The sequence below is a fragment of the Cupriavidus sp. BIC8F genome, assembly GCF_032465815.1.
GTDB lineage: Bacteria > Pseudomonadota > Gammaproteobacteria > Burkholderiales > Burkholderiaceae > Cupriavidus > Cupriavidus necator.
Window position 1 is genome coordinate 1,126,811 of record NZ_CP136095.1, and the last position, 13,324, is coordinate 1,140,134.

Here is a 13,324-nt window from a genome sequence, read left to right on the forward strand (position 1 = left end):
CATGCGTCCCAATTTCCTGCTTTCGCTGACGGCCGCTGCCGTCCTGACGTTCAGCCTGGCGGCCTGCTCTGACAAACCTGAACCCGTCGCCGAAGCGCCCAAGCTGCCGCCGGGCGTGATCCAGCCCGAGGGCAACCTGCAGAAGGGGCTGAAGGTGGCGCCGGTGGCCACCTCCCCGTTCAGCGAGATGCTGCGCGTGGCCGGCCGTGTCGACTTCGACGAGCAACGCGTGGCGCGCATCGGCGCCAGCGTGACCGGCCGCGTGACCGACCTCTATGCCACCCTGGGCCAGGAAGTGAAGGCCGGCCAGGTGCTGGCGCGCCTGCACAGCAGCGAGCTGGGCGCGGCGCAGATGGCCTTCCTGAAGAGCGAGGCCCAGACCGAGCTGCAGGGCCGCAACGCCGAGCGCGCGCGCCAGCTGTTTGCCGCCGACGTGATCGGCCGCGGCGAGCTGCAGCGCCGCGAGAGCGAGCTGGCGATCGCCTCGGCTGAGATGCGCGCCTACCGCGACCAGCTGCGCGTGCTGGGCATGTCGCAGGCATCGATCGCCGATCTGGCCAGGAGCGGTAGCATCAACTCGCATTCGCCGGTGTTTTCCAGCATCAGCGGCACCGTGGTCGAGCGCAACGTGGCGCAAGGACAGGTGGTGCAGCCGGCCGATGCGCTCTATACCGTGGCAGACCTGTCGCGCGTATGGGTGGTGGCCGAAGTGCCCGAGCAACAGGCCGCCCAGGTGGCCGAAGGGCAAAGCGTTGACATCGAGGTGCCTTCGCTTGGCAACGGCGCGGGCAGCAAGAACATTACCGGCAAGCTGATCTACGTCGGCCGCACGGTCAACCCGCAGTCGCGCACGGTGCTGGTCCGTACCGAGCTGGAGAACCGCGAAGGGCGCCTCAAGCCGGCCATGCTGGCCAGCATGCTGATCGCCGGCAAGCCGGTCGACCAGCTGGTGATCCCGGCCGCCTCGGTGGTGCGCGACGGCAATGACGAGCTGGTCTATGTCGAGATGCCGGGCAACAAGTACCGCCTCACCAAGGTCAGGCTGGGCGCCGAGAGCGACGGCATGCGCGTGGTGCAGAACGGTGTGAAGGCCGGCGACCGCATCGTGGTCGATGGCGCCTTCCATCTCGACAACGAACGCAAGCGCCTCGAGCAAGGGTAATCGGCCATGATGAAATCCCTAGTCGAAGCCGCCATCAAGCAGCGGCTGGTGGTGTGCGTGATTGCCGTGGTGCTGTTCTTCTTCGGCCTGCGCGCTGCCACCAAGCTGTCGGTGGATGCTTTCCCCGATGTGACCAACGTGCAGGTGCAGATCGCCACCGAAGCCGCGGGCCGCTCGCCCGAGGAAGTCGAGCGTTTTGTCACCGTGCCGGTGGAAATGGCCATGACCGGCCTGCCCGGCCTGGAAGAGATGCGCTCGCTGAACAAGGCGGGCCTGTCGCTGATCACGCTGGTGTTTACCGACGCCACTGACGTGTACTTTGCCCGCCAGCTGGTGATGGAGCGCCTGATCGAAGTGGGCGGGCGCATGCCGGAAGGCGTGTCGCCGGTGCTGGGCCCGGTTTCCACCGGCCTGGGCGAGGTCTACCAGTACACGCTGGACCGTGCCGACGACGGCAACCGCGAACTGACGCAGGAAGAGCTGGCCGAGCGCCGCATCGCCCAGGACTGGGTGGTGCGCCCGCTGCTGCGCTCGATCCCGGGCGTGGCCGAGATCAACTCGCAGGGCGGCTACGTGCGGCAATACCAGGCGCTGGTCAACCCGGAACGCATGCGCCACTACCAGATCTCGACCCAGCAGGTCTATGAGGCGCTGGCGCGCAATAACGCCAATTCCGGCGGCGGCGTGCTGCCGCACTATGCCGAGCAGTACCTGATCCGCGGCGTGGGCCTGGCCCGCGGCGTGGATGACCTGGGCAGCATCGTGCTCAAGGAGATCAACGGCACGCCGGTATACCTGCGCGACGTGGCCAACGTCACCATCGGGCACGAGGTGCGCCAGGGCGCGCTGGTCAAGAACGGCCAGACCGAGGCGGTCGGCGGCATCGTCATGATGATGCGCGGCGGCAATGCCAAGGAGGTGGTCAGCCGCGTGAAGGCACGCGTGGCCGAGATCAATGAGCGCGGCATGCTGCCGGGCAAGCTGCAGATCGTGCCGTACTACGATCGCAGCGAACTGGTCGACTCCGCACTGTGGACCGTGACCAAGGTGCTGCTGGAAGGCGTGGTGCTGGTGGTGATCGTGCTGTTCCTGTTCCTGGGCGACGTGCGTTCGTCGGTGATCGTGCTGGCCACGCTGGTATTGACGCCCTTGCTGACCTTCATGGTGATGAACGAGGTGGGCCTGTCGGCCAACCTGATGTCGCTGGGGGGGCTGGCCATTGCCATCGGCCTGATGGTCGACGGCTCGGTGGTGGTGGTCGAGAACGCGTTCGAGCGGCTCGGCCACAAGGAGCCGGGCCTCACCAAGACCGAGATCCTGGTCAAGGCCGTGCAGGAAGTGGCCACGCCGGTGATCGTGGGCGTGGGTATCATCATCCTGGTGTTCCTGCCGCTGATGACGCTGTCGGGCATGGAAGGCAAGATGTTTGCGCCGCTGGCGTTCACCATCTCGATCGCGCTGGCGATCTCGCTGTTCCTGTCGCTGACGCTGTCGCCGGTGCTGTCGTCGTTCCTGCTCAAGGGCGGCGCCGAGCACGACACGCATGTGATCGCCTTCATGAAGCGCCACTACCTGCGCCTGCTGCACTGGGCGCTGGGCAATAGCCGCAAGACGGTGATCTGCGCGGTGGCGGCCTTCGTCGCCACGCTGGCGATCGTGCCGCTGCTGGGCACCTCGTTCATTCCGGAGATGAAGGAAGGCTCGATCGTGCCCGCGATCGACCGCGTGCCCAATATATCGCTGGAAGAGTCGATCAAGCTGGAGAAGGAAGCCAACAAGCTGGTGCTGAGCGTGCCGGGCGTGAAGTCGGTGGTGTCCGGCGTGGGCCGCGGCGAAAGTCCGGCCGACCCGCAGGGCCAGAACGAGTCGACCCCGATCGCCAGCCTGAAGGACCGCAGCGAGTGGCCCGACGGCTGGACCCAGGACGATATCGCCAACGCCATCCGCGACAAGCTCAAGGCCATTCCCGGCGTGCAGATCGTGATGGCGCAGCCGATCTCGGACCGCGTCGACGAAATGGTCAGCGGCGTGCGTTCGGACGTGGCGGTGAAGGTGTTCGGCGACGACCTGGACAAGCTGCGCGAACTGGCGGGCGAGATCGCCCGCGTGGCCGGCGGCATCCAGGGCTCGCAGGACATCCGCATCGAGCGCGTGTCGGGGCAGCAGTACCTGTCGATCGAGATCGACCGCCAGGCGATTGCGCGCTATGGGCTGAACGTGTCCGACATCCATGACGTGATCGAGATCGCCATCGGCGGCAAGCGTGCCACGGACATCTTCGAAGGCGAGCGCCGCTTTGCCGCGGTGGTGCGCCTGCCGGAGGAGTTCCGCAACAACGAGCAGGCCATCCGCCAGCTGCTGGTGTCCACGCCCAACGGCACCCAGGTGCCGCTGCAGAGCGTGGCAAAGATCGAGGTCAACGACGGCCCGGCCCAAATCAGCCGCGAAATGGCCAAGCGCCGCGTGGTGGTGATGATCAACGTGAAGGACCGCGACCTCGGCGGCTTCGTGGCCGAGCTGCAGCAGGCCACCGGCGCCAAGGTGAAGCTGCCCGAAGGCTACTACCTGGAGTGGGGCGGCCAGTTCCAGAACATGGAACGCGCCATGGGCCACCTGAAGATCATCGTGCCGGTGACCATCGCCGCGATCTTCTTCCTGCTGTTCCTGCTGTTCAACTCGCTGCGCTTTGCCACGCTGATCATCACGGTGCTGCCGTTTGCCTCCATCGGCGGCATCATCGGGCTGTTTGTCACCGGCGAATACCTGTCGGTGCCGGCCTCGGTGGGCTTTATCGCGCTGTGGGGCATGGCGGTGCTGAACGGGGTGGTGCTGGTGTCGTATATCCGCACGCTGCGCGACTCGGGTTTGTCGGTCGATGAGGCGGTGGTGCAGGGCGCGACCCAGCGTTTCCGCCCGGTGATGATGACCGCGACCATTGCGATGCTGGGCCTGGTGCCGTTCCTGTTCTCGACGGGGCCGGGTTCCGAGGTGCAGCGCCCGCTCGCGGTGGTGGTGATCGGCGGGCTGATCACGTCGACGCTGCTGACGCTGGTGATGGTGCCTACGCTGTATCGCTGGTTTGATGATCGCAGGCCGGATCCGACCACGGATGTGCCGGTGTAAGGCGACGTCGTCTCGCGCCCCGCTGGTTTGCTCCCCCTCTCCCACATGTGAACTGACCCCCAGAAGTTGGAGGCAACTTTTGGGGGTCAGTTCAGTGCGGGAGAGGGGCCGGGGGAAGAGTGCGGCCCGTTCCTCGCTACAGGAGATCATCATGCGCGCGCTGCGCCGGATGCTCGACCGCGACGCCGAAGACGCGCTGGTGGCCCTGCTGAGCGCGCCCCGGACGTTTCCATGGTCGCCTGCGCCTTTGGCGGTGAAGCAGAAAGGAAGCGTAGCCCCGACGCTGCTTCCAGGCGTCCGCACCACAGCCCAGGAGGCCGGTCGCGGTCATCCCGCAAACAATAGCCTCCAGGCCGCCCGGCCGTCATGCAAGACTTTTGAAAAATCATCCCCAAATTTAGGCCATGTCTGATTGATCCCCACCGTCGATTTCGGCTCAATGGCATTCGGCAAAAAAGTCGTTTCCAACCGAGGATCAGTGATGCAAAACGCAAAAACCAAGAAGATTTACGTTGCAGCATTCGAAGGTGCGACGACCGCCAACGGCGGTGACGTCATGAAGGGTTCTGGCAATCAAAGCTGCGATGGCGGTCCCATCGCACGGGTTGGCGATGTGGTGACCTACCCAGATGGCAGTACAGCGGTAATCATGGCGGGCGCAGGCAGGGCGTGCGAGTCAGCAGGCGTGCCGGTGGCCCTCATCGGCAGCCCCCTGAGCAATGGCGACACCATTGTGTTCAGCCCCGTGACGGCGCTGGAATTCCATGAATCGGCAGACAAGCCTATCCCTGGCCTGCTCGACCCCGCCTACTGTCCCGTGCGCATCTGAGGTGCGGCCATGGTCACCAGAACTTATCTCATCAAAGGCGACAAGGCTGACAATGGCGCAATGATCATCGGCGGCAGTCCCAGCTCCAGCTACGATGGCATCCCGACTGCGCGCGAAGGCGATCCGGTGTACTGCCCCGTCTGCAAGCGAACGGGCGTCATCGTCTGCGTTGGCCCGCGCTGGCCTTCCAGCGATGATGGCAAGGAAGAAGCCTTGAGCGGGGACATCTGCGCCTGCGCCTGCAATCCGCCGCCCGTTTTCCATGCGTCGCGTCCCAACACGATGACCATGACGGCTGAGGATGCTGCGCAGTGGAATAGGTCCTATGCGCCAAGTAGCGCTGGCTCGCCAGCCATCTCCTCACCGCTCCAATCCGCTGATAATGGCCGATTTAACGACAAGTATGTAATTCGCGAGGCGAATGGCTCACCCATGCCTAGGACGGCCTATGCGATTGAACGACAGGCCGGTGGGATCGAATACGGGGAAACCGACGAGCAAGGGCAAACGCATTTGCTTTCGTCCGTCGAAGAAGCCGAAACTATCAGAGTTTATATTGCGGGCTAACAAGCATGTCAGAACAGACGCACGTTTCCCCGAAAGGGGTGAAGTATCGCCTTGTGTCAACCAAGGAAACAACCCAAACAAATGATTCTGCCGCAAAAGAGATAAAGACTGATTCGACAACAGTCGAAGTTGTGGTCAGTGATTCTCGCCTAATTAGCAGCGGCTCGCAATGGGGTCATGTTGCGATTATCGTGGATGGAGTAATCTACAGCCGGGCACACGAGGAATACGTAAAAACCGACGAACGGACTTACTTTTTTGGCGGCACCCTTCAGTTGACCAATGGCACATTAACTACCCATGGAAATCAGTGGCGGGATAGTGCAGGTCTTGTGCTAAGATTATCTCCTGCGGAGAAGGCAATCATCAAGCGAGAGCTTGAGCGACGTATTAAGGTCGATCAGGAATTCAAGAGAAAGCATCCAGGCTCCACCACCTATAGCCTTTTTGATAACAGTTGCTCATCGAACGTTGCAGATGTTCTGGAGCTAGTCGGAATTATGGCGCATGATCCGCGATGGCTTCCGACTCCCGTTACACCCGCAGAGCTTGAAAAGGCCTTGGAAAAATCCAAGCGTCTGGTAAGGAAGAATTACTACCCCAAGCGAGGCTAGAGCAATGAGGATGCCTTATATTGCACTCGCATTTCTTCAATTCGGCTTCATCTTCGCTTCGGCGATTTTTAGGCGGCGCGCATGGAGGGAAATGGACATTCATGATGGTTTGATGGAAATGCCGATCAGCATGAAGGTTTCGTTTGCACTCTTTGGGCTGTGGGCGCTCGCTGTGTTCTTGGCGGCAATTGTTGCGATGATGAACAGGAAGGATCGCGCGATGATATTTCTGTTTCTTGTTGCGCTATTTCCGTTTTTCGAATTCTGGGGATGGTTTATTTATTCGTTTTGAGCATATGACACTGCGCACCGCCTCCCGGCCGCTTCCTGCCAGCGGGCGGACTGCTCCTTGCGGATGCCCAGGTCAGCCAATGTCTGCGATTCGGAAACCGGTCGCGCTAATGGACCAGTTTTTTCGGGGGCCGCCTTTGCCTTTTCCCTCTGGCGCAACAATTCACCAGCCCTCAGTTCCTTTGCAAGCGGGAGAGGGAGCACGCAAGGGGTCAGGCTGCTTTAATGCCGGTGCCCGTCAGCCAGCCGCCAGCTCACGCAGCGGCTCCTGCCCCAGCTGCGGCATGTTTTCCAGCCGCAGCGATTGCGGCACCGACAGCGAGATGTCCGCGGCGCGCAGGCGCTTGAGGATCTCGAACAACAGGTCGCTGCGCGTGTTGGCGGCGATGCGCGGGCTGCCGACATAGCCCGTCACCGACAGCGTGATGCCGTTGGGCGCCAGCTGGCTGAACATGACCGAGGGTGCCGGCACGTCGAGGATGGTCTCGTTCTCGCGGTAGACATCCAGCAGCAGGTCGCGCAGCTGTTCGGGGTCGGTATTCAGGGGGAAGGTGAGCTGCAGCGACGCCACCCCCTGGGTGCTGTTGCTCATGGTCACGTTGCGCAGGTTCTGCGAGATCAGCTGCGAGTTGGGCACGATCACGGTGGAGCGGTCGCCCAGCTGGATCTCGGTGGCGCGCACGTTGATGCGGCGGATATCGCCTTCCACGCCGGCAATGCTGACCATGTCGCCCACCTTGACCGGCCGCTCGGTCAGCAGGATCAGGCCGGAGACGAAGTTCTTCACGATCTCCTGCAGGCCGAAGCCGATACCCACCGACAGCGCGCTGACGATCCACGCCAGGTTGTCCCAGCGCACGCCCAGCAGCGACAGCACCAGCAGCACCAGCAACACGTAGCCGACATTGCTGTACAGCGTGATCAGCGAGGCGCGCAGGCCCGGCTCCTTGCAGACCTTGGGCAGCAGTTCCCCATCGAGCCAGCGCCGCACCGAGCGCAGCAGCCAGATGCCGACTCCGAGAGCGATCAGCGCATTCAGGATGCGGTCGGGCATGATGTTGAGGCTGTGCAGCTTCTCGCCGCCCAGCACCATTACCAGGCTGTTGAGCAGGTCCGCGGGTGTGGTGCCGAAGCCGCCGGTCAGCAGCGCCAGCACCGCCACCAGCAGCAGCACGCTGGCGCCGATGCCTGACAAGATGGTGGACGCCTGCTCCAGGTGCGAATCGTCCACGCCGAACAACTGCTTGATGACGCGGCCGCTGGCGTAGTTGGTCGAGAGCAGGCTTTCGCAGACGTCGCGAGTAACCTGGGTCAGCAAGTACAGGCTGCACAGCACGATGTCGAACCAGACCAGCTCGTAGGTCAGGAAGCGTGCAAAGCTGATATAGCCGGCCAGCAGCGCCACCACCGACACCAGCACGATGACCGACACGCCGGCGTGGATCATGCCCGCCAGCGTGGCGCGCGCCTCCGGGCGCTCGCCCGCCGCGGCCAGCACGTTGCGCACGCGGTTGGCGCGCAGCAGCGCGGCGCCGATGGTCAGCACCACCACCAGCGAGACCAGCCCGCGCCACAGCAGCGTGACCTGCACGCTGGTATCGGCAATGCGGTTCAGTTGCTCGAGCGTGCCGGCCAGCAGCAACAGGCCGGCCAGCACGGCGGGGAACGGCTTCATCGCCAGCGCGACCGGGTCGGCCAGCGCCGGCAGGCGCCAGGAGGGATGGCGCGTGCACAGCAGCGCGCGCCCCAGGCCCGCGATCAGCGCGCTGGTCAGCGTCAGCTTGAGCAACTGGCCGTACAGCTCCGTCAGGTCCGGCGGCAGTTCATAGCTGCGCGTAAAGGCGTTGTAGACCAGCTGTACCGCCAGCCCGGTGGTGCACACGGTGGCCATCGTGGTGGCCAGCGCCAGGGCGCTGCGGCGCAGGCGCGTCTCCGGCAGCTTGTTCAGGCAGAACCACGCCAGTGCCCGTTCGGCCAGGCGCCGGCCCAGGGTCCATACGGCCAGGGCCAGCAGCAGCAAGGCGATGGTGGCGGCGCGCTGCGACGGCTGCCAGGCCAGTTGCGCCATCGGCACCACCTGGTCGGTAAAGGTGGCCAGGCGCGCCTGGTCTTCCTGCGTCGGGCTGGCCAGCGGCTTCCAGAACTGCGGATTCAGGATGCTCTCGGAGCGCAGCGCGAGCTGGTCCTTGATCTGGCTGCGCTGCAGCCGCGCCAGCTGGTCGCTCAGGTTGGCGATGTTCGCCTTGCTCTCGCCCGCCTGCTTGAGTTGAGCGTCAAGCTGGGCACGGCGCGCATTCAGTTCGGCGCGCTGCTTGACCACGGCCGGCGCTTCCTTGGTGGTGCCGGCCGCCGGTGGCGGACCCAGCACGTCCAGCTGCGCCTGCAGCTGCGCACGCTGCGGCGTCAGCGCCGAAGACAGCTTGTCGACGTCGACACCGAGCTTCTGCAGCGCTTCTTCGAGTTCATGCAGCCTGGTGTTGCCCTCCGGGTCGGAGGCCTGCTGCTTGATGCGGTCCTGCTCGGTCTGCAGGCGCTTGAGTTCGGCGGTGGCCTCGCCGTGGGTGATGGCGGGCGCCTGCTGGGCGCCGGCCTCGGAAGCCGCTTCGGATCCCGGGGCGGCCAGTGCGGCGGGCAGCGTGGCCGGCATCAGGTGGCATAGCGCAGCGAGCGCAAGGCCCAGTGCGAGCCGTGAAACTTTGCTCATGGCGGAATCTCGTCGGATGGTGACGGCTTGCGGCGGCTCCGGCATCGGCAAGGCATCGCGCTGGCATGCGTCGGATGCGGCGGCGATGGGATGCGGGAACGGCCGGAACACCGGCAATGAACACGGGAAGGGATGACCGCTCGCTGGCGCTCCCTTCGGCGAAGTCTGGTCAGGGCACGAAGCGCGGCGGGCTGCCTGGCAGGCCGGCGTGCGTGACACGGGACGTGCTGACCGATGGCGGCGGGGCCCAGGGGAAAACGGAAAACGGCCTTGCCGCGGTTCGCAGAATTATACGAAAGCGGATGCGCCACCCAGCCCTGCGGGGTGTCGGATGGTGCACTGGCTGACATTTTGATACGGATACGCGCGCGCGGCGCGCGGTGCAGGGCCGGGCGCCAGCCGGCGCGGCCTGCGGGAATGGCATTACCATCACGGTTTTCGGGCCGCAGGCGGCCCATTGTCATCACCAGGAGAAGGCATGGCTGTTCCGTCAGGCACGGAAAAGGCGCAGCTCGGCGGCGAGGCCGGGCAGATTGAAATGTTGGTCGACCGTCCCGCCGGCGCGCCGCGAGGCATCGCCGTGGTGGCGCATCCGCATCCGCTGCTGGGCGGCTCGGCCACGCACAAGGTGCCGCACCAGCTGGCCAAGGCGCTGGTGGCACGCGGCTTCCTGACCGTGCGGCCGAATTTCCGCGGGGTCGAGGGGTCCGCGGGCGAGCATGACCAGGGCAGCGGCGAGGCGCAGGACATGCTCGCCGTCGTCGCCCATCTGCGCGAGGCCCATCCCGGCCTGCCGCTGGCACTGGCCGGCTTTTCCTTTGGTGCCTTCGTCATGGCCCATGTCGCCGCCACCCTGGCGGCGCAGTCGGTGCCGATCCGGCACCTGGTGCTTGCCGGCACGCCTTACGGCACCGTCAAGGCGCATCGCAGCTATGACACGCCGGCCGTGCCCGCCGATTGCCTGGTGGTCCACGGCGAGCGTGACGAGCGCGCGGAACTCGGCGCGCTGTTCGACTGGGCGCGCCCGCAGGGGCTGCCCGTGGTGGTGGTGCCGGGGGCGGACCACTTCTTTACCGGCAAGCTGCCGCTGCTGGTCCGTATCGTCGGCGGGTACCTGGATCGTCCCGATGCGGGGGCGGCCGCCTGATGGCTTAGGGGGCCGGACGCGGCTTTCATCCCGCCGCAAGCCAGGGGACCTGACGAAATCTACCTCCCCAGCTTTTGCACGCTCTCCTTCACGCTACGTGATGCCTGCCGGGACCATCAAGACTGCATCCACTTCAATGTCGAAGCCGACCAGATTTGACTGCATCAGGGAGCGCGCAGGCGGTGGGTCGCCCACATAGTTCGCATAGATTGCGTCAAACGCTTTAGCGTCGGAGGGGTTCTTCAGGAATACAGATACCTTCACTGCATGCTTCAGAGAGAGCCCCGCCGCATTGGCCGCCGCCTCCAGGTTGTCGAGCGCCATCCTTGCCTGCACCGCGAACGGGGCATCGCCGTGCCGCTGGTTGTGTCGATCCCTCGGTGTCTGGCCGGCAAGGAAGACAAGTCCGTGCGCCTGTACTGCAACGCTATACGTGCCGGCGGGAGGCGGGACGGTCTGACTGGTGAATGCGACGGGATTCAAGGCAGGTTCCTCTTTACACTCGATAGCGTTGGATCAACTGAGCCACGCGTTTCGCCGCTTCGACGGCAGCCTCATGATTCTGTGAGAAGTTCAGGCGGACGCTGTCGGTCGCCGTCGGGCTGAACTCGGTCCCCGGGGTCACTGTGACACCGGCTTGCAGGCGCAGCGCGTGCACGAAGCTATGCAGCGAAACGCTCAGGGCCGGGAGGCGGGGGAACAGGTAGCTGCCTGCATGGGGCGTCCTGACCGCTACGCCGTCGACGGAACGAAATACGCGCAGCAGATTGTCCCGGATGGCTTCGTGCTGCCGGATTCGCTCTTCCATCCATCCGTGGGGCTCGGCGAACCAGGAGCGAAGCACGGCCTGGCAGTATCCCGGCGCGCGGAGTGCCACGATCGCCTGCACCTTCTCCATGCGGTCGATCAGGCGGGCAGATCCGAATGCGACACCGAGGCGATATCCGCTCAGCGACTCGGTCTTGGAGGGGCCCATGATGGTCAGCACGTTGTCCGGATTCACCTGCCTTGCGCGAAGATGCACATATTCATTGGCTGAGTAGAGCAGGCGGGAGTAAAGCTGGTCGACGATCACCGTGGCGCCGTATTGGTCCGCCAGCTCCGCAATCCGGTCGATCTCCTGCTGTGCGTAGACCACCCCGGCCGGGTTATTGGGATTGGAAAAGACGAAGGTCCTGACGCCGGCACGGAAGGCCGCTTCCAGTTGTTCGAGCCGGATTCCGGCACCACCGCTGGCGTCGATATAGTCAAGCTCAACCGGAACCACCTCGCCGCCCATGAATTCCACCAGCTTGCGGTTGGCAAAGTAGTCGGGACGTACGATGGCAACCTTGTCGCCGGGCGTGACAGTCGCCGCGACCGAGAGAAACAGGGCGCACTGCGTACCGGGCGTGATGATCAGCTCGTCTTCCGCGGAGACCGGCGCGCCGGTGAATGACGCCAGCCGGCCCGCAAGCAGGTCCCGGATCTCAGCGGACCCGCGATATTCGGTGTAAGCCTGCTCGCCGCCGCGGGCCACACCGGCGACAACCGCCTCCAGGGCGCCAGGCGTCGGCGCAAAGGCGTTGGCATTGACATCACCGTGCGAAAAGTCGACCGGCGTCCCGGGAAGGATTTCGCCACGCATGGCGTCACCGAGGGCGCGCGGCGCGTAACGGGCTTCCTGGCCGGGTGCATGGTCCGTCAGCAGGTTGGCGAATCTACGCTCAAGCGGAGTCATGGTCTGAGGTCTCCAGTGAATGAACTTGGTTGGCTGGGCCAGGCGGTGCGTCGGCGCGTCCGGTACTGCTCGACGCGATGCCGACTCGCTTAGCGTTGCCATGCATTCTCTGGATTCCACCCATGCCGCACAAATGCTTTTACGCCACCAGGCTATTCCACCAGGGCATAGGCCATTCAGTCCTCCTTCAAGGCCTTCAGGGACTTGCGCAGCGTCTGCAGGAAAGCGTCGCTCAGGCGTGAGATCGGCATGTCCTTGGGGGTGAGGACCGCCAGCTCCACCGGCACGCGCGGATAGAACTGCTTGACCACCAGCCCGAGTTTTTTCAGGTCCGGCACCACAAACGGCGAGACGACGCCGATGCCGGCCCCGTGCAAGGCCAGCATGCAGGTGGTCAGTGCGTAGGTGGTTTCCGAGACAATCTTGGGATTGACGCCATGCTTGGCAAAGAGCGCGAGCATGCTGGCGTGCATGTCGTCGTGGCGGCCGGCCGCCAGGAACGGACAGCCATCGAGATCCTCGACGCGAATCGAGCGCTTCCTGGCGAGCGGATGGGTCCGCGACATGACAGCGACGGCGTTGACCCGCGCAAGCGCTTCCACATCCGTGCCCGCGGTATCGATGCGCATCGAGGTGATGCCAAGGTCAAGCCGTCCGGAGGCTACGCCTTCCTTGACCAGCGAGGAGGCAACCGTTTCGATCACGACCTCCACCCCCGGATGCCGGTCCATGAACGCCTTGACGATTTCCGGGAGCGTGCCCATGCCCAGCGAAGGCAGGCAGCCGACCTGGATGCGCCCGCTGTGCGTGCCGCGCAGTTCGGCGATGGTCTGGCCGATCTGCTCCAGGCCGATATAGCTGCGCTCGATCGCATTGAACAGTACGCGGGCTTCCGGCGTCGGTACCAGCCGTCCTTTATGCAGTTCAAACAGCTTCAGCCCGCTGGTTGCCTGGAAACGCGCGATCAGTTTGCTGATAACGGGCTGCGAAGCGTGGAGCATCAGCGCCGCTTCGGTCGTCGTACCGCGAATCATTACCGCGCGAAATGCCTCAATGTGGCGATGTTTCAGCGCCGGAGAAAAGGAAATGTCGTCGTCGTCATTCATAAAGCCTTGCCTTGTGCACACGCATGGTGAAACGAGCGCCTGAACCTCACCGTAGTGGGGC

The 13,324-nt window shown here is 64.4% G+C and carries 12 protein-coding genes; 8 read left to right on the plus strand and 4 right to left on the minus strand.

Annotated elements, in window-relative coordinates; translation table 11 throughout:
* The first annotated feature begins 1 nt into the window (after nucleotide 1).
* The 7 genes from RS901_RS25310 to RS901_RS25340 all read left to right on the plus strand — a co-directional run bounded on the left by RS901_RS25310 (nucleotide 2) and on the right by RS901_RS25340 (nucleotide 6,587).
* A complete protein-coding gene (locus RS901_RS25310; protein WP_316156881.1) occupies nucleotides 2-1,162 on the plus strand; it encodes an efflux RND transporter periplasmic adaptor subunit in 1,161 nt (386 codons plus the stop codon).
* A gap of 6 nt (nucleotides 1,163-1,168) precedes the next feature.
* A complete protein-coding gene (locus tag RS901_RS25315) occupies nucleotides 1,169-4,285 on the plus strand; it encodes an efflux RND transporter permease subunit (protein ID WP_316156882.1) in 3,117 nt (1,038 codons plus the stop codon).
* A gap of 151 nt (nucleotides 4,286-4,436) precedes the next feature.
* Complete coding sequence (locus RS901_RS25320; RefSeq protein WP_316156883.1) at nucleotides 4,437-4,697, plus strand: hypothetical protein; 261 nt, start codon at nucleotides 4,437-4,439, stop codon at nucleotides 4,695-4,697.
* On the plus strand, nucleotides 4,698-5,114 hold the full coding sequence (locus tag RS901_RS25325; RefSeq protein WP_316156884.1) for a PAAR domain-containing protein: 417 nt from the start codon (nucleotides 4,698-4,700) through the stop codon (nucleotides 5,112-5,114). It begins immediately after the preceding gene.
* Between the two features lie 9 nt (nucleotides 5,115-5,123).
* Nucleotides 5,124-5,681 carry a PAAR domain-containing protein gene (locus tag RS901_RS25330; RefSeq protein WP_316156885.1) on the plus strand — a complete coding sequence of 186 codons (558 nt, stop codon included), beginning with the start codon at nucleotides 5,124-5,126 and terminating at the stop codon, nucleotides 5,679-5,681.
* A gap of 5 nt (nucleotides 5,682-5,686) precedes the next feature.
* The gene (locus tag RS901_RS25335) at nucleotides 5,687-6,295 is read left to right on the plus strand and encodes a hypothetical protein (RefSeq protein WP_316156886.1); all 609 of its coding nucleotides are present in this window, start codon (nucleotides 5,687-5,689) and stop codon (nucleotides 6,293-6,295) included.
* A 10-nt stretch (nucleotides 6,296-6,305) separates the two neighbouring features.
* The gene (locus RS901_RS25340) at nucleotides 6,306-6,587 is read left to right on the plus strand and encodes a hypothetical protein (RefSeq protein WP_316156888.1); all 282 of its coding nucleotides are present in this window, start codon (nucleotides 6,306-6,308) and stop codon (nucleotides 6,585-6,587) included.
* Between the two features lie 237 nt (nucleotides 6,588-6,824).
* Here RS901_RS25340 and RS901_RS25345 read toward each other — a convergent pair whose 3' ends face one another.
* On the minus strand, nucleotides 6,825-9,290 hold the full coding sequence (locus RS901_RS25345; protein ID WP_316156889.1) for a DUF3772 domain-containing protein: 2,466 nt from the start codon (nucleotides 9,288-9,290) through the stop codon (nucleotides 6,825-6,827).
* 478 nt (nucleotides 9,291-9,768) lie between these two features.
* Between RS901_RS25345 and RS901_RS25350 the strand changes: the two genes are divergently transcribed.
* Nucleotides 9,769-10,437, plus strand: a complete 669-nt coding sequence (locus RS901_RS25350; RefSeq protein WP_316156890.1) for an alpha/beta hydrolase — start codon at nucleotides 9,769-9,771, stop codon at nucleotides 10,435-10,437.
* A 93-nt stretch (nucleotides 10,438-10,530) separates the two neighbouring features.
* Here the strand turns inward: RS901_RS25350 and RS901_RS25355 are convergent, their stop codons facing one another.
* The 3 genes from RS901_RS25355 to RS901_RS25365 form a co-directional block, all read right to left on the minus strand.
* A complete protein-coding gene (locus RS901_RS25355; RefSeq protein WP_316156891.1) occupies nucleotides 10,531-10,920 on the minus strand; it encodes a RidA family protein in 390 nt (129 codons plus the stop codon).
* 13 nt (nucleotides 10,921-10,933) lie between these two features.
* A complete protein-coding gene (locus RS901_RS25360; protein WP_316156892.1) occupies nucleotides 10,934-12,157 on the minus strand; it encodes a pyridoxal phosphate-dependent aminotransferase in 1,224 nt (407 codons plus the stop codon).
* Between the two features lie 176 nt (nucleotides 12,158-12,333).
* A complete protein-coding gene (locus RS901_RS25365; protein WP_316156893.1) occupies nucleotides 12,334-13,263 on the minus strand; it encodes a LysR substrate-binding domain-containing protein in 930 nt (309 codons plus the stop codon).
* Nucleotides 13,264-13,324: the final 61 nt, after the last annotated feature.

Excerpts from the sequence above, each read along its gene's own strand:
- RS901_RS25310 (WP_316156881.1), top strand. The coding sequence starts at position 2 with ATGCGTCCCAATTTCCTGCTTTCGCTGACGGCCGCTGCCGTCCTGACG.
- RS901_RS25315 (WP_316156882.1), top strand. The coding sequence starts at position 1,169 with ATGATGAAATCCCTAGTCGAAGCCGCCATCAAGCAGCGGCTGGTGGTG.
- RS901_RS25320 (WP_316156883.1), top strand. The coding sequence starts at position 4,437 with ATGCGCGCGCTGCGCCGGATGCTCGACCGCGACGCCGAAGACGCGCTG.
- RS901_RS25330 (WP_316156885.1), top strand. The coding sequence starts at position 5,124 with ATGGTCACCAGAACTTATCTCATCAAAGGCGACAAGGCTGACAATGGC.
- RS901_RS25335 (WP_316156886.1), top strand. The coding sequence starts at position 5,687 with ATGTCAGAACAGACGCACGTTTCCCCGAAAGGGGTGAAGTATCGCCTT.
- RS901_RS25340 (WP_316156888.1), top strand. The coding sequence starts at position 6,306 with ATGCCTTATATTGCACTCGCATTTCTTCAATTCGGCTTCATCTTCGCT.
- RS901_RS25345 (WP_316156889.1), bottom strand. The coding sequence starts at position 9,290 with ATGAGCAAAGTTTCACGGCTCGCACTGGGCCTTGCGCTCGCTGCGCTA.
- RS901_RS25350 (WP_316156890.1), top strand. The coding sequence starts at position 9,769 with ATGGCTGTTCCGTCAGGCACGGAAAAGGCGCAGCTCGGCGGCGAGGCC.
- RS901_RS25360 (WP_316156892.1), bottom strand. The coding sequence starts at position 12,157 with ATGACTCCGCTTGAGCGTAGATTCGCCAACCTGCTGACGGACCATGCA.
- RS901_RS25365 (WP_316156893.1), bottom strand. The coding sequence starts at position 13,263 with ATGAATGACGACGACGACATTTCCTTTTCTCCGGCGCTGAAACATCGC.